Raw genomic sequence first — 14,367 nt, 5'->3', positions numbered from 1 at the left:
GTCGCGCAGGTAGTCGAAGCCGAACTCGTTGTTCGTGCCGTAGGTGATGTCGGCCTGGTACTGCTCGCGGCGCTCCGCGGGGTCCTGCCCTGACAGGATCACGCCGGTCGTCATGCCGAGGGCGCGGAAGACGCGCCCCATCAGCTCCGACTGGTACGAGGCGAGGAAGTCGTTGACGGTGACCACGTGCACGCCGCGGGAGGCGATCGCGTTCAGGTAGGCGGGCATGGTCGCGACGAGCGTCTTGCCCTCGCCGGTCTTCATCTCCGCGATGTTGCCGAGGTGCAGGGCGGCACCGCCCATCACCTGCACGTCGAACGGGCGGAGGCCGATGGTGCGCGCGGCGGCCTCGCGCACCGCGGCGAACGCCTCCGGCAGCAGGTCGTCGAGGCTCTCGCCCGCGGCGTAGCGCTCGCGCAGCTCGGCCGTCTCGCCCCGCAGCTCGTCGTCGGTGACGTGCCGGAAGTCCTCCTCCAGGTTGTTCACCTGGCCGACGATCCGCTGCAGCTTCCGCAGCAGGCGGCCCTCGCCCATGCGCAGGGCCTTCTCGAAGACATTCGCCACGCGGGCACTCCCTTCGTCGCAGGCGGAGTCCGCCGGAACGTCAGCGAGCGAATCTACCGCAGGGGCCTTCCGCCGGGGCGCGACGGCGGGCCGCGACGACGGAAGTCAGACGGCGACGACGGAGCGGCTGAGGTGCGGCGGGCGGTCGGGGTCGCGACCCGCAGCCAGCGCCAGGGCCAGCGCCAGGCGGTGCACCGCGACCATCGAGGCCTGCGGGTCGACGGGCGGCACGTACAGCTGCGCGCCCGTCGCGCGGATTCCCGCCTCGACGGAGGCAGGGACCGGCTCGAACGCCCAGATCAGGCTGCGCGGCCCGGCGCAGGAGATCGGCCCGTGCTGGTACTCCATCACCGGGTACGCCTCGGTCCACATCCCGGCGGCCTCGCGCAGCTTCAGCGCGGCCTCCTGCGCGAGCCCGTTGGTCCAGCGGTGGCCGAGGAACACGACCTGGCGCAGGGCCTGCAGGTCCTCGACCGGCAGCGCCATCGCGGTCGCCGCCGTGGCGTCCTCCAGCAGCGTCGGCGGCACGAGGCGCAGGGAGGCGCGCAGCAGCGCCAGGCCGGTGGTCGCGAAGCGGGTCTGGACGACGGACACCTCGTCGGCGAAGGCGAGGTCGACGACCTGCGGCAGCCGCGCGAGCGGGCTCGCCTGGTCGCCGATGATCGCGGCGACGCGATGGCCTGCGGGCAGCCGGTCGAGGAAGTCGATGACGTCGACGGTCGTGCCCGACCGCGAGATCACGAGCACGGTCTCGTCGTCCTCGACGTAGTTGATCTCCGACGGGATGCCGGCGCGGGTGCGACCGAGCCCGGCGTCGTTCCGGAGGTTCGCGTACGCGTCGCCATGTAGTAGGAGGTGCCGCAGCCGACCACCAGCACCCGCTCATCGTCGCGGGGCAGGATCTGCGCCACGGACGGCGTGAGCTGCAGGGCGCGGCGCCACGTGGTGGCCTGCGACCGCAGCTCGGCCTCCATGTGCGCGCCGGGCGCGCGGGTCACGTCGTCCATGCGGGTTCCCTTCGTGAGCAGGAGCACTGTAACGCTTCTGCGCAGAAATGATCGAAACCGCTCACAAACGCGCAACGTCGTCGTAACATGCGCGCAGTTGGATGTTGCAACGACGCCATCACAGCACTGGAGGCCCCCATGGACGTGACCCGCCGCAGCCTGCTCGCCGGAGCAGGCGCCGTCTCGATCGGAACCCTGCTGGCCTCCTGCGCCGGCTTCACGGGGCAGAGCTCGGACGGGACGAGGAGCAGCAGCGGAGGCGGCGCCTCAGGCACGATCACGTTCACCACCTGGGCCTCGGACGAGGAGAAGGCGGCCTACGTCAAGCTGATCAAGCAGTTCGAGTCGAAGAACAAGGGCGTCACCGTCAAGGCGAACTACGTGCCCTACGAGCAGATGTTCTCGAACATCGACGCGCAGCTGTCGGCCGGGAACGCGCCCGACGTGTTCCGTGCCGGCTACGGCCAGATCGGCGGCTACGCGCAGCAGGGGGCGCTGCTCGATCTGTCGTCGTACTTCACCTCCGCCGAGCAGTCGGCGTTCATCCCGGCCTTCTGGGAGGCGGTCAACTACGACGGCAAGCCGTTCGGCGTCCCGCAGCAGACCGACACCTCGGCGATCGTCTACAACAAGACGATGATGAGCGACGCGGGGTTCACGACGTTCCCCGACAAGCTCGCGGACGCCTGGTCGTGGGAGGAGTTCGCCGCCACGATGAAGACGCTGCGCGGCAAGCTGCCCGCGTCGAAGTACCCGTTCGTCTACAACTGGCAGCAGTTCGGCTCCCCGCGCTGGCTGACGTGGCTGTTCGCCGCGGGCGGCCGCCTGCTGAGCGAGGACCTGAAGTCGTCGGCGATCCAGTCGGCCGCCGGCATGAAGGCGATGGACTACACCAAGGCCTTCTTCACCGAGAAGTACGTGCCGACCAACTCGAGCACGAAGTCGAACGCCTACGCGGACACCACCTGGCTGGCCGGCACGACGGCGATGGTCTCGGCGGGCAACTTCCTGCTGCCCGAGTTCGCCTCCGCGAAGTTCGAGTGGGGCGTCACCTACCTGCCGAAGGACGTGCGCGGCGCCGACGACCTGGGCGGCAACGCGCTGGTCGGCACGGCGGGGACGAAGAACAAGGACCTGACCGCCGAGTTCCTGAAGTACATGGTCACCGAGGAGGCGATGTCGACGTTCTGCGGCGGCGCGCTCGAGCTGCCGACCCTGCAGGGCCTCGTCGGCAAGAACCTCGGCTGGAAGGTGCAGGAGGGGGTGATGCCCGTCTTCGTCGAGCAGGCGACGACGATCACCGCCGACGACGTCAAGCAGCTGTCGGTGCCGCAGTCCGCGGCGATCACGACCGTGCTGACCAACCAGCTGGAGGCCGCCTTCCGCGGCGGGCAGTCCACCTCCGCCACCCTGGCCGGTATCGCGGCCGGCGTGAACAAGGCGCTGGCCTGATCCGCGCCCGGACGGAGGCGATCAGGTGACGGGCATCGGCGCGGCGGCGGCGGTCCGCAGCGCCACGGCGCTGCCGCCGGAGTCGCGCCGCCGCAGCCGCCGGCGCGCGAGGCTCACCGAGTCCCTGACGGGGTACTCGTTCGCGCTGCCGAACATGCTGCTGCTCGGCGTCTTCCTGCTGTACCCGCTGGTGCTCGCGGCGATCCTGTCGTTCAGCCGGTACTCCGGGTTCGGGACGCCGCAGTGGATCGGCATCGGCAACTACGCGGACCTGCTGTCCGACGCGGTGTTCTGGGAGTCCCTCGCGAACACGACCTTCTTCACGGTGCTGACCCTGGTGCTCGCGGTGGGCCTCGGGCTCGCGTTCGCGGTCCTGCTGAACCGGGCGCTGCCCGGCCGCGCCGTGTTCCGCACGATCCTGTACGCGCCGATCGTCGTGTCCGGGGTCGCGTCCGGCCTGATCGGCGTGCTGATGTTCGACGAGAACACCGGCGTCATCGACAAGGGCCTGATCGCCGTCGGGCTGCCCGGCATCCCGTGGCAGTCGAACGGCACGGCCGCGATGCTCGCGGTCATCCTGATGACCGTGTGGGGCCGCACCGGCTTCAACATGGTGATCTACCTGGCCGGCCTGCAGGCGATCGATCCGCAGCTGCACGAGGCGGCGGAGCTGGAGGGGGCGAGCGGCTGGCAGCGGTTCCGCTCCATCACCCTGCCGCTGCTCGGGCCGTCGACGTTCTTCCTGCTGATCATGAACGTCATCTACTCGTTCCAGGTCTTCGACCTGGTCTTCGTCCTCACCGGCGGCGGGCCGGGCAACGCGACGACGATGCTGACCACCTACGCGTACCAGAACGCGTTCACGACCAGGATGCAGGGCTACGCCGCCGCGATCGGCATGGTGCTGCTGGTCCTGATGATCGCGTTCGCCGCCGTGCAGTGGCGGCTGAACCGGGGACGGGACGTGACCTCGTGACCGCTGCCGTCGGCACCTCCCGCACCTCCGCCTCCGCCGCGACGGCCGCCGTGCGGCCCGCCCGCTCCCGCCGGCGCCTGCGCCGCCGCGCCGACGTGCTGCGGTTCGTGCTCGCGCTGATCGTGTGCGCGGTGTTCGCGTTCCCCTTCTACTGGATGGTGGTCGTCGCCTTCTCGCCGAAGGACGAGCTGTTCTCGACGGTGTTCCAGCTGTGGCCGTCGCGGCTGACGCTCGACAGCTTCACGGGCGTGTTCCAGAAGTTCGACGTCCTCACCTGGTTCGGCAACTCGGTCGTCATCACGGTGTTCGTCACCGTGCTCGGCGTGATCGTGAACCTGCTGGCGGGCTACGCGTTCGCGAAGCTGCGGTTCCTCGGCAAGAACGCGCTGTTCTTCGCCGCGCTCGCGACGCTCGTGCTGCCGGTGCAGGTCACGATGGTCGCCCAGTTCCGGCTGGTCGCCGACCTCGGCCTCTACGGCACGTACTGGGCGGTCATCCTGCCCAGCGCGGCCACCGCGACCGGGGTCTTCCTCGCCCGGCAGTTCATCCTCGGCATCCCCGACGAGCTGCTCGAGGCGGCGAAGCTGGACGGCGCCGGCAGCCTGCGCATCTTCCGCTCCGTGGTCCTGCCGCTCTGCCGCCCGCTGATCGCGGTGCTGGTGGTCCTGATCGCGATGGCGACCTGGAACGACTTCGCCTGGCCGCTGATCGCGCTGAAGCAGGACATCCTGTACACCCTGCCGATCGGGCTGCTCTACCTGCAGGGGCAGACGACCCCGGACTTCACGCAGATCATGGCGCTGTCGCTGATCTCGGTCGTGCCGATGATCGTGCTGTTCCTGGCCACCCAGCGGTACTTCGTGCAGGGCATCGCCAGGTCCGGCATCCGATGACGGTCACCTACGTCGGCACGCTCCCGCTGCCGGCCACCTGGTACGCCGCGCTCGCGGACCGGGTGCCGGAGGCGGAGGTGCTGCACCTCGACGCGGACCCGGGCGCGTGGCCCGCGGACGTCGTCGACCGGGTCGCGATGGTGCACACCGCCGACGACGTCGACCCGTCGCGGCTGCCCGCGCTGCGCTGCGTGCAGCTGGACACCTCGGGCGTCGACCACCTCGCGGGGTCGGCGCTGTGGGGCTCCCCGGTGCCGCTCGTCTCCCTCGGCGGGATCGCCCCGGTGCCGATGGGCGAGTACGCGCTGCTCGGGCTGCTCGGCCTCGCGCACCACCTGCTGGCGATCGACCGCCTCCGCGCCCGGCGCGTCTGGCCGGACGCCGCCACGCGCCTGAAGTCCCTCACGCCGCGCGCGATCGCGGGCAGCCGCGTCTGCATCGTCGGCTACGGCCGGATCGGGCGCGAGATCGGGCGGCTCTGCGCCGCGTTCGGCATGCACGTCACCGGCGTGCGCCGCGGCGGCGGCGACGCGCGGCCGCAGCTGGGCGCGGACCGGCCCGCCGCGGACGCGGAGGTCGTCGACGTGTCCCGGCTCGACGACGCGCTCGCCGACGCCGACTGGGTCGTGCTCGTCCTGCCGCTGACGGCCGGCACCCGCGGCCTGCTCGACGCCGACCGGCTGGACCGGATGAAGCCCGGCGCCGGCCTCGTGAACATCGCCCGCGGCGGCATCGTCGACGAGGCGGCGCTGCTCGAGCGCCTCCGCGACGGCCGGATCGGCGGCGCCGTGCTCGACGTCTTCGACAGCGAGCCGATCGGGCCCGACTCGCCCTGGTGGGACGAGCCCCGGGTGCTGATGACGCCGCACGTCGCCGGGCTCGCGCCCGAGTACCTGCGCGGCACGCTCGACCTCGTCGCCGAGAACCTGCGCCGGCTGCAGCACGACCTGCCCCTGCTGAACGAGGTGGAGCGCTCCCGTGGCTACTGAGCCGACCGAGCCCGAGCCGCTGCAGCCGGAGCCGGTGCTCGGCGCGCAGCGCCAGCGCGACCTGCTGACCCTGATCCGCTCGACCGGGGTGACGCACGTCAGCGAGCTGACCCGCACCTCCGGGGCGAGCGCGGCCACCATCCGGCGGGACCTCGCCGAGCTGGAGCGGCGAGGGCTGATCGAGCGGGTGCACGGCGGCGCGATGCCCGCGCTCCGCGACGAGCCCATCCGGCTGCTGCGCGGGCTCGAGCGCGCGGAGGAGAAGGAGCGCATCGGCAGGGCGGCCGCGCGGCTCGTCGAGCCCGGCACCCCGATCCTGATCATGGGCGGCACCACGACCGAGGCGATGGTGCCGTTCCTCGCCGACATCCCCCGCCTGCTGGTGCTGACGAACAGCATGGGCGTCGCGAACCGCCTCGCGGACCTGCCGAGCGCCGACGTCGTCGTGCTGGGCGGCGTGATGCGCCGCGACGAGCTGTCGCTGCTCGGCGACCTGACGCTGCGCGCGCTGGAGGAGTTCGGCGTCGAGACCGTGTTCAGCGGCGCGTACGGGGTCGATCCCCAGATCGGTGTGACCGGCATGCACCTCGTCGAGAGCCAGACGGACCGCGCCCTGCTGCGCAGCGGCCGCCTCGTGCTGCTGGCCGACCACAGCAAGCTCACGCAGCGCGGGCCCGCGCGGCTGATCCCCTTCGACGAGATCGACACGCTCGTCACCGACCGGCCGCTGCCGGAGGGGTTCCAGGGCGACTCCCCCGCCCCGACCGTCGTCGTCGCCTGACCACCACCACCACACCGAGGAGCAGCATGAGTTCGTTCGCGGACGTCGGACCCGCCGCGGCGATGCGCGCGTCGCACGAGCGCGTCGCCGAGCACGAGGGCATCCCGATGGTCCTCGCCGTCTTCGACGCCCGCGGCACGACCTTCACCGAGTCGGTCGAGCCCGCGCTCGCCGAGGCCGGCGCGCGCTTCGCGGCCCTCGTCGCCCGGTTCCACGACGAGCTCGTGCCCTGGGCGGCCGACGACGACGAGGGAGCGCTCGCGACCGTGCTCTCGACCGTCGCGTTCATGGGGTTCGACGCGTGACCGCGCCCACGCAGGCGGCCCTGCTGGGCGCGCTGCGCCGCGGGCACTACCTCCGCGTCGTGAACTGGCACAGCACGCCGCTGAGCGCCGCCCCCGCGCTGGAGCGCGAGCTGGAGGACCTGGCCCGCCGCTACGCCGCCGTCTCGGTCGCCGACCTCGACCGGTTCGTCGACACCGGCGTGTGGCACAAGGACCGCCCGGGCGTGATCCCGGTGTTCTACGAGGGCTACCGGAACAGCGCCGAGGTCGCCGCCCCGCTCTGCGCGCAGGCCGGCCTGACCGGGTGGTTCCCGGTCGCGACCGCGTTCATCGACTGCCCCGACGCGCACCAGGAGTCGTTCGCGCGCTCGCACTGGATCGACCTGAAGGACGAGGACCTGCTGGCCGGCGGGCGGCTCGCGATGACCTGGGACGACGTCGCGGCGCTCGGCGAGCACCACGAGGTCCTCCCCCACACCGCCCACCACGTCGGGTTCGACACCGTCGTGACCGAGGAGGACCTCGAGCGGGAGGTCGTCGAGCCGAAGCGCAAGGTGGAGGCCGCGATCGGGCGCCCGACGGAGGTCTTCGCCTGGCTGCACGGCTCCGCGTTCGGGCGCAGCGGCCTGCACGACCGCGCCGTGCAGGGCGCGGGCTACCGCTACCAGATCAGCAACACCGCGATCCACCGCATCGCCTGAGGAGGGACACCATGCGCGTCCTCACGCTCATCGGCGCGGGCAGCGCCGTCTTCACCCGCGGCCTGCTGGCCGACCTCATCGCCGCCGACGACCTGGGCGCGTGGGAGATCCGGCTCGTCGACGTCGCCCCCGAGCCGCTGCGGGTCGCCGCTCGGCTGGCGGAGGCGATGGTCGCCGCCCGCGGGGCCGGCGACCGCTTCCGCGTGGTCGCGGCGACGGACCGGACGACCGTGCTGCCGGGCTCCGACTACGTGGTCACCTGCGTCGGCGTCGGCGGCCGCCCCGCGTGGCAGCGCGACGACGAGGTCAACCGGTCGTTCGGCATCCGGCAGCCCGTGGGCGACTCGATCATGCCCGGCGGCATCTCCCGGCTCCTCCGCACGACCCCCGTGCTCGTGGAGGTCGCGCGCGACGTCGCCGGGCTGGCGCCGGCCGCGCTGTTCTTCAACTACAGCAACCCGATGACCGCGAACGTGCAGGCGATCGAGCGGTACGCGGGCGCCGCCGTCGTCGGGCTCTGCCACGGCGTGATCCACATCCAGCGGGAGCTGGCGGCGCTGGCCGGGGCGCCGTTCGAGCGCACGTCGTCGCTGTACGCGGGCATCAACCACCTGACGTTCATCTACGACCTGCGGGTCGACGGGAAGGACGCGTGGCCCGCGGTCCGCGAGCGCGTGCGCGCCGACCTGGCCGGTCCCCCTCCGGCCGACTCCGTCGGGTCGATCTTCCCGGCGGGCGCGAACGGCTGGAACAACCCGTTCGGCTGGCAGCTGTTCGAGCGGTACGGCGCCTTCCCGGCCGCGGGCGACCGACACGTCACGGAGTTCTTCCCCGAGCACTTCCGGAACGGCGCGTACTACGGGCTCACGCTCGGCGACGACGCGTTCGCGCTGCCGGAGATCCTGCAGTGGGGCGAGGACCGGTACCGCGGGATGCGCGACCAGGCCGACGGCGTCGTGCCGATCGACGACGCCGTCTTCGAGCGCAGCGGCGGCGAGCAGGAGCAGCTGATCGCGATCATCCGCGCGATCGACGCGGACAGCCGGGCGACGTTCTCCTGCAACGTGCTGAACCGCGGGCTGATCGCGGGGCTGCCCCCGCACGCGGCTGTGGAGGTGCCCGGCGTCGCGACCGCACGGGGCATCGTGCCGATGGCGGTGCCGGGGCTGTCCACCGCGCTGACCGCGATCCTCGCGCGGCGGCTCTCCTCCGTGGATCTCGCGCTCGAGGGCGCCATGACGGGGGACCGGGCCCTCGTGGCGGAGGCGATGCTGCTCGACGGCGGCGTGCCCGACGCCGCGACGGCCGCCGCGCTGACCGACGCGCTGATCGAGGCGCAGGCGGAGCACCTGCCCCGGTTCCGATGACCGTCCTCGTCATCGGCGGGACGGGGATCCTCGCGCCCGTCGTGGCGGCGCTGCGGGTCGAGGGGGACGTCGTCGCGCCGTCCCGACGGACCGAGCCGCCGTTCGACGGGCACGGCGACGGGGCGAGCGTGCCGGGCGCCTTCGACGCCGCAGCGGTCTACGCGCCCGCGGTGAGCGAGGCGACGCTGCGGCGCCTGCGCGCCGCGGTGTCCGGCCGGCTGGTGCTGGTGCAGCCGAGCGCGGCGTCCGCCCCCGACGCCGACCCCGCGTGGGCTCGGGCGGCGGAGGCGGTCGGCGCCGTGCGGGTGCTGCTCGGCTGGGCGGGCCCCGATGGCGGCGCAAGGTGGCACACGCCCGAGGAGATCGCGCCCGCCGTGCTGGCGGCTCTCGCCGACGGCGCCCCGCGCGTCGTGGGCCGGGTCCGCCCGTGGTCCGACCGCCCCTTCCTTGCATTGTGAAGGCGATCCGGCACGCCGGATCGCCTTCACAATGCAGAGCAGAGAGGGTCAGGCGGACGCGCCGGAGGTGGCCAGGATGCGGTCGGCCGTCTCGCGCTGGCCGTCCAGCGCGATGACCCCGTAGCTCCAGCCGACGCGGCGGTAGACGACGCTCGGCTCCCCCGACGTCACGTCGACGAACAGGAAGAAGTCGTGCCCGACCAGCTCCATGCGGTCGACCGCGTCCTCGACGGTCAGCGCCTCCGCCGGGAACTTCTTGCTGCGGATCACGACCGGGCTCGGCTGCTCCGGCTCCGCGACGGTGCCGGCGTCGGGCGAGCCCCCCTCCGCGACCGGGAGGAGCAGCGCTGCATCCGCCGGGACGACGCCGTGCGCCGCGAAGTCCTTCGCGCTCGCGTCCCGCAGGCTCTCGAGCCGGTTGCCGTGCCCGCGGTGCACCTTCCTGCGGTCCTTCGCGCGGCGGACGCGCTCCATCAGCTTGCCGAGCGCGGCGTCGAACGCCGCGAACTTGTCGACGCCGTCGGCTTCGGCCCGGATCACCGGCCCGGGCCCGATGAGGGTCATCTCCACCCGATCGTCGCCCGCCGAGCCGTTCGTCTCGTGGTGCCGGCAGAGCCGCACCTCGAGCGCGAGCGCCCGGTCCGCGAGGTGCTCGACCCGTTCCGCCTTCTCGTCCACGTACGAGCGGAACCGGTCGGTGATCTCCACGTTGCGACCGATGAGCGTGATGTCCATCGGGACTCCCCTCTGCCGCGGCGCGCCGCCCTGGTCGGACCTCCTGGTCGCCTGGTGGCGGCCCCTCGCGGAGGGCCGGGCGGTCTTCTTCGACGCCGTCACCGAACGCTAGCCCTGGGCTCCGCGAGTCGTCACCCCCTGTTCACCGACCTCATGGCTTCCCCTGCGCTGCTTCACCGGCGGGGCGTGGACGCGACCGTGGCCGCTCCCAGCACGGTACCGCCCGCCGCCCGCACCGCGCGGGCGGCCTCCGTGAGGGTCGCGCCCGTCGTCACGACGTCGTCGACGAGCAGCACGCGCCTCCCGGTGAGCGGCAGCCGCGCCGCCATGCCCCCGCGGAGGTTCGCGAACCGCGCCGCCCGGTCGAGGCGCAGCTGGTCGCGCGGGCGGCGCACGAGCCGCAGCACGTCGCGATGCGGCAGCCCCGCGCGTCGCAGGAGCACCCGGAGGGGGTCGTAGCCGCGCTCCACCGCCGAGCGGCGGGTCCTGGCCATCGGCACGAGCAGCAGGTCGTCGTCCGCCACCACCGCGACCGCCTCCGCTACCGCCGCCCGCAGCGCGGCGGCCAGCGGCGGTGCGAGCCCGGTCCGCCCCTCGTTCTTGAAGGCGACCAGCACCGGCTGCGCGACGCCCTCGTACCGCAGACCGCTCGCGACCCGCAGCCCGCCGACGTCCCGCACCGTCACGTCGGGCGTCAGCCGCAGCCGGCAGTCGCAGCACAGCGCGTGCCCCGGCCGGCCGCAGCCCACGCAGTCGACCGGCAGCACGAGCTGCTGCAGGAACCCGGCGACGCGGGCGACGGCGGTGTCCACAGCCGATGATCGCCCGCCCGCGGGCCGGCCGTCCTGGGGAGGAGGGGATTCAGCGCTGCACGGCGAGGACGTCGACGTTCAGCGGCGTCGCGGCCTCCGACTGCCAGACGCTGCCCGTCCAGCGCCAGACGTCGCCGCTCTGCAGGCGCACCCGCAGGTACTGCAGGCTCGGGACGCCGACGATCGAGGTGGCGCCGGTCAGGGGGCCGAGCTCCTGGCTCAGCCCGCCGAGACGCTGCACCCGCACCCGATCCGTCGTGCCGCTGGTGAGCACCGCGACCGAGGAGTCGTCGACCCAGGTCGCGTCCACGCTGCCGCCTCCGCCGCCGAGCGACACGGCGTAGTGCGCGTCGCTCAACCCGGTCGGCGCGCCGTCCGGGTTGCGCTCGATGCCGGCGACGAACGCGGCGGGGCCGGAGGCGCGCACGACGAGCACGAGCATGCGGGTGCCGTCGGGCGAGACCTCGATGGACGTGATCGACGACCCGGCGATGTCCGCGACCAGGTCCTTCGCCCCGCCCTTCCCCTTCGCGTCGGCGGCGACCAACCCGCCGGGGTCGTCCGCCGGCACGCTGTAGATCCAGCCGCGCTGGTCGAGCGTCGGCGCGATCAGCCCGGTGCGGGGGTCGACGACGCGGACGCCGGACGGGGTCACGGCGGCGACCTGCCGCACAGCGGTCAGCACCGCGGCCAGCTGCTGCCCGGTGGACACCGTGACCGCTCGCGGCCGGGAGGCGGCGACGCGGGCGCCGAGCTGCCGGTCCGCGGTGACCGTGCCGTCGGATCCGAGCGTGCCGAACCGCCCGTCCGCGACGACGAAGGGGTTCAGCGACACCGCCTGGTTCGTGAGCGGCTTCGTCTGGGAGGCGGTCTGGCCGTTCACCACGAGCCGCAGCGCGGACGGCGACTGCAGCGGCAGGGTCTGGGCCAGCTGCTGCTGCATCCGCCCGACCGTCTCGGCGGACGGCGACCTGCCGCCGGTGCTCAGCACTACCGTCGTCACGTCGTCGTCGTCGGTGGTCACGCTGCCGACCCCGACGCCCTGCAGCGCGTTGACCGCCACTCCGCCGGCGATGGGACCCCGCGGGCCGGCGGCGAGCGAGCGGACCGTCGTCTCGGGGCCCGTCGTCACCGGGAACCAGCGGCGGTCGGGGACGAGGCGGGTCCAGGTCGGGTCGAAGAACTGCAGGTCCTTCGGGGTGTACCGGCCCTGGAACACGGTCTGGGAGAGCACGATGCCGTTCGGCGCCGAGTCGATGCGCCACTGCCCGCCCTCCCGGACGAGGTGGAAGACGAGCGGCCGGGAACCGGAGGTGGGGCTGTAGACGCCGGCGGCGTCCACGACGCCGCTGAACGGCACGTCCACGGTCAGGTCGGCGTCGGTGGTGCCGCTCGTGGTCGGCTGCGCCTCCTGCACCAGGACGCCGGTCCGCGGGCGCCACTTCGCGGCGAACGACGACGCGAGGTACTTCCTGGCCACCTGGAAGTCGTTCCGCGTGCTGGCCGCCGCGGTCAGGAACCCGGCGACGATCTCGCGCGACGTCGCGCCGGACGCCGGCGGGTTCGGCAGGTAGACGATCGGGGTGTCGTTCGGCCCGTCGGTCGTGCCGGGCTGCACGGGGCCGGCCGTCGGGATCTCCGAGCACCCCGCGAGCAGCAGGACGGCCGCGGCGAGCGCCGCCCAGCGCGCGCGCCTCATGCGCCGATCCGGAACAGCCGCCGGACGAGCCCGCGCGTCGGCTCGGCGCGGTCGGGGTCCGCGTCGGCCGGCCGGAGGGGCACCGGGTGGTCGAGCTCGGCCTGGTCGGTGCCACGCGGCAGGGTCAGCACGAAGTTCGTGCCCTCCCCTCTGCGGCTCCACACGTCGAGCGTGCCGCCGTGCAGCGTCGCGTCCTCGAGGCTGATCGCGAGCCCCAGCCCGGTGCCGCCGATCCGCCGCTGCCGGGAGGGGTCGGCCCGCCAGAACCGGTCGAACACCCGCTCCGCGTCGTGCGGCGCCATGCCGATGCCGTGGTCCCGGACGCCGACCGCGACCGCCGTCCCGGAGCTGTCGACGGTCACGTCGATGGGTCGGCCCTCCCCGTGCTCGAGCGCGTTCGCGAGCAGGTTGCGCACGACCCGGGCGATGCGGCGGGCGTCGACGTCCACGTCCGCGTGCCCGCCCGGCGTGTGCAGCCGGATCGTCGTCCCCGTCTCCTCCGTCAGCCCGCCGAGCGAGTCGATGCCCTCCCGCACCAGATCCACCAGGTTCGTCGGCCGGCCGCTGACGTCCGCGGCGTGCGCGTCCATCCGGCTGATCTCGAGCAGGTCGGCCAGCAGCGCCTCGAAGCGCTCGACCTGCGCCTTCAGCAGCTCCGCCGAGCGGGCGGTGGGGGCGTCGTACCGGTCGCGGGCGTCGTACAGCACGTCGGAGGCGAGCCGGATGGTCGTGAGCGGTGTGCGCAGCTCGTGCGAGACGTCGGAGACGAACCGCTGCTGGACCCTGGAGAGGTTCGCCAGCTGCGTGATCTGCCGCTGCAGGCTCTCCGCCATCCGGTTGAACGAGCGGGCGAGCGTGGCGACGACGTCCTGGCCGCGCTCCGGGATGCGGCGCTCGAGGTGCCCGTCGGCGAGCTGCTCGCTCGTCGCGGCGGCCTGCTTCAGCGGGGCGATGACGAGGCTCGAGACCACCGCGGCGACGGCGCCGATCAGCACGAGCAGCGCCAGCCCGCCGATCAGCAGCGCGCGCTGCACCACGTTCAGGGTCTGCTGGACATCGTTCAGGTCGTAGACCAGGTACAGCTCGGTCCGGCCGTTCGCGAAGTTCAGCCCGTCGCCGACGACCACGGCCGGATGGGTCTGCCCGCCTGCGACGGGCACCGTGACCGACTGCCAGTGCTGCCCGCTGCCGTCCCGCAGCGAGTCCTGCAGCGCCGGGCTGATCAGCCGCTCGATGCCCTCGGGGCTGACCGCGTCGAGCGGCGCCCTGGAGGGGCTCGTGCTGTTGACCCAGTAGTAGCCGGTCGGCCGCGCGACCGTGTTCACGCTCGTGATCGCCTGCAGCTGCACCGCGTCCAACGCGTCGCCGTCCGCCGAGATGCCGTTCGTGATGGTCTCCTGCGCGGCGATCGTCGCGCGCAGGGACTGCTCCTGCACCTGCCCCAGGCGGTCCTCGAACAGCCCGTGCGCGATCGTGTACGACACGACCGTGCCGACCGCGAGCAGGGCGATGGAGGAGAGCACCAGCGTGATCGCGACCGTGCGCACCCGCAGCGAGCGGCGCCACGCCCGCACCGGCGCGAGCAGCACCCGCCGCGCCAGGACCGTCGCCGCCAGCGTCGCGTCCGTCCGCGGCCGCGCGTCGGGCAT

At 73.2% G+C, this 14,367-nt stretch carries 15 protein-coding genes and 1 pseudogene; 9 read left to right on the top strand and 7 right to left on the bottom strand.

Annotated elements, in window-relative coordinates; all coding sequences use genetic code 11:
- The 3 genes and pseudogenes from ACFE60_RS06780 to ACFE60_RS06770 form a co-directional block, all read right to left on the bottom strand.
- Positions 1–564 (bottom strand): annotated as a pseudogene (locus tag ACFE60_RS06780) (preprotein translocase subunit SecA); the annotation flags it as partial.
- A 105-nt stretch (positions 565–669) separates the two neighbouring features.
- Positions 670–1,311 (bottom strand): SIS domain-containing protein, encoded by a 642-nt coding sequence (locus ACFE60_RS06775; protein WP_375388088.1) that lies wholly within the window; start codon positions 1,309–1,311, stop codon positions 670–672.
- Positions 1,302–1,571, bottom strand: coding sequence for a hypothetical protein (locus tag ACFE60_RS06770; protein WP_375388087.1), 270 nt, complete (start codon positions 1,569–1,571; stop codon positions 1,302–1,304). The genes ACFE60_RS06775 and ACFE60_RS06770 overlap by 10 nt, the downstream gene beginning before the upstream one ends.
- A gap of 138 nt (positions 1,572–1,709) precedes the next feature.
- Between ACFE60_RS06770 and ACFE60_RS06765 the strand changes: the two genes are divergently transcribed.
- Genes ACFE60_RS06765 through ACFE60_RS06725 form a run of 9 tightly spaced genes read left to right on the top strand, consistent with a single transcriptional unit; the run spans position 1,710 to position 9,472 of the window.
- Entirely contained in the window at positions 1,710–3,023 is a 1,314-nt protein-coding gene (locus tag ACFE60_RS06765; protein WP_375388086.1) for an ABC transporter substrate-binding protein, read from the top strand.
- 25 nt (positions 3,024–3,048) lie between these two features.
- Positions 3,049–3,999, top strand: coding sequence for a carbohydrate ABC transporter permease (locus ACFE60_RS06760; RefSeq protein WP_375388085.1), 951 nt, complete (start codon positions 3,049–3,051; stop codon positions 3,997–3,999).
- Positions 3,996–4,892, top strand: coding sequence for a carbohydrate ABC transporter permease (locus ACFE60_RS06755; RefSeq protein ID WP_375388084.1), 897 nt, complete (start codon positions 3,996–3,998; stop codon positions 4,890–4,892). Before ACFE60_RS06760 ends, ACFE60_RS06755 begins: the two co-directional genes overlap by 4 nt.
- Positions 4,889–5,881 carry a D-2-hydroxyacid dehydrogenase gene (locus ACFE60_RS06750; protein WP_375388083.1) on the top strand — a complete coding sequence of 331 codons (993 nt, stop codon included), beginning with the start codon at positions 4,889–4,891 and terminating at the stop codon, positions 5,879–5,881. The genes ACFE60_RS06755 and ACFE60_RS06750 overlap by 4 nt, the downstream gene beginning before the upstream one ends.
- The gene (locus tag ACFE60_RS06745; RefSeq protein WP_375388082.1) at positions 5,871–6,662 is read left to right on the top strand and encodes a DeoR/GlpR family DNA-binding transcription regulator; all 792 of its coding nucleotides are present in this window, start codon (positions 5,871–5,873) and stop codon (positions 6,660–6,662) included. Before ACFE60_RS06750 ends, ACFE60_RS06745 begins: the two co-directional genes overlap by 11 nt.
- A gap of 26 nt (positions 6,663–6,688) precedes the next feature.
- Positions 6,689–6,967, top strand: a complete 279-nt coding sequence (locus ACFE60_RS06740) for a hypothetical protein (protein ID WP_375388081.1) — start codon at positions 6,689–6,691, stop codon at positions 6,965–6,967.
- Entirely contained in the window at positions 6,964–7,647 is a 684-nt protein-coding gene (locus tag ACFE60_RS06735; protein ID WP_375388080.1) for a polysaccharide deacetylase family protein, read from the top strand. Before ACFE60_RS06740 ends, ACFE60_RS06735 begins: the two co-directional genes overlap by 4 nt.
- Before the next feature lie 11 nt (positions 7,648–7,658).
- Positions 7,659–9,014, top strand: coding sequence for a hypothetical protein (locus ACFE60_RS06730; protein WP_375388079.1), 1,356 nt, complete (start codon positions 7,659–7,661; stop codon positions 9,012–9,014).
- Positions 9,011–9,472 (top strand): hypothetical protein, encoded by a 462-nt coding sequence (locus ACFE60_RS06725; protein WP_375388078.1) that lies wholly within the window; start codon positions 9,011–9,013, stop codon positions 9,470–9,472. Before ACFE60_RS06730 ends, ACFE60_RS06725 begins: the two co-directional genes overlap by 4 nt.
- Before the next feature lie 48 nt (positions 9,473–9,520).
- Here the strand turns inward: ACFE60_RS06725 and hpf are convergent, their stop codons facing one another.
- The 4 genes from hpf to mtrB all read right to left on the bottom strand — a co-directional run bounded on the left by hpf (position 9,521) and on the right by mtrB (position 14,367).
- Positions 9,521–10,207 (bottom strand): ribosome hibernation-promoting factor, HPF/YfiA family, encoded by a 687-nt coding sequence (gene hpf / locus ACFE60_RS06720; RefSeq protein ID WP_375388077.1) that lies wholly within the window; start codon positions 10,205–10,207, stop codon positions 9,521–9,523.
- Between the two features lie 173 nt (positions 10,208–10,380).
- The gene (locus tag ACFE60_RS06715) at positions 10,381–11,019 is read right to left on the bottom strand and encodes a ComF family protein (protein WP_375388076.1); all 639 of its coding nucleotides are present in this window, start codon (positions 11,017–11,019) and stop codon (positions 10,381–10,383) included.
- A gap of 49 nt (positions 11,020–11,068) precedes the next feature.
- On the bottom strand, positions 11,069–12,718 hold the full coding sequence (locus ACFE60_RS06710) for a hypothetical protein (protein ID WP_375388075.1): 1,650 nt from the start codon (positions 12,716–12,718) through the stop codon (positions 11,069–11,071).
- Complete coding sequence (gene mtrB / locus ACFE60_RS06705) at positions 12,715–14,367, bottom strand: MtrAB system histidine kinase MtrB (RefSeq protein WP_375388074.1); 1,653 nt, start codon at positions 14,365–14,367, stop codon at positions 12,715–12,717. Before mtrB ends, ACFE60_RS06710 begins: the two co-directional genes overlap by 4 nt.

Origin of the sequence: uncultured Amnibacterium sp., from assembly GCF_964245895.1 — a bacterium.
Classification (GTDB): Bacteria; Actinomycetota; Actinomycetes; order Actinomycetales; family Microbacteriaceae; genus Amnibacterium.
Note: the sequence above shows the minus strand (reverse complement) of the source record. Positions and strands in the feature narration are given on the sequence as shown.

Bases quoted from the DNA above. Each gene is read 5' to 3' on its own strand.
- ACFE60_RS06770 (WP_375388087.1), bottom strand. From the start codon at position 1,571: ATGGACGACGTGACCCGCGCGCCCGGCGCGCACATGGAGGCCGAGCTG.
- ACFE60_RS06765 (WP_375388086.1), top strand. From the start codon at position 1,710: ATGGACGTGACCCGCCGCAGCCTGCTCGCCGGAGCAGGCGCCGTCTCG.
- ACFE60_RS06750 (WP_375388083.1), top strand. From the start codon at position 4,889: ATGACGGTCACCTACGTCGGCACGCTCCCGCTGCCGGCCACCTGGTAC.
- ACFE60_RS06740 (WP_375388081.1), top strand. From the start codon at position 6,689: ATGAGTTCGTTCGCGGACGTCGGACCCGCCGCGGCGATGCGCGCGTCG.
- ACFE60_RS06730 (WP_375388079.1), top strand. From the start codon at position 7,659: ATGCGCGTCCTCACGCTCATCGGCGCGGGCAGCGCCGTCTTCACCCGC.
- ACFE60_RS06725 (WP_375388078.1), top strand. From the start codon at position 9,011: ATGACCGTCCTCGTCATCGGCGGGACGGGGATCCTCGCGCCCGTCGTG.
- hpf (WP_375388077.1), bottom strand. From the start codon at position 10,207: ATGGACATCACGCTCATCGGTCGCAACGTGGAGATCACCGACCGGTTC.
- ACFE60_RS06710 (WP_375388075.1), bottom strand. From the start codon at position 12,718: ATGAGGCGCGCGCGCTGGGCGGCGCTCGCCGCGGCCGTCCTGCTGCTC.
- mtrB (WP_375388074.1), bottom strand. From the start codon at position 14,367: ATGCCCGACGCGCGGCCGCGGACGGACGCGACGCTGGCGGCGACGGTC.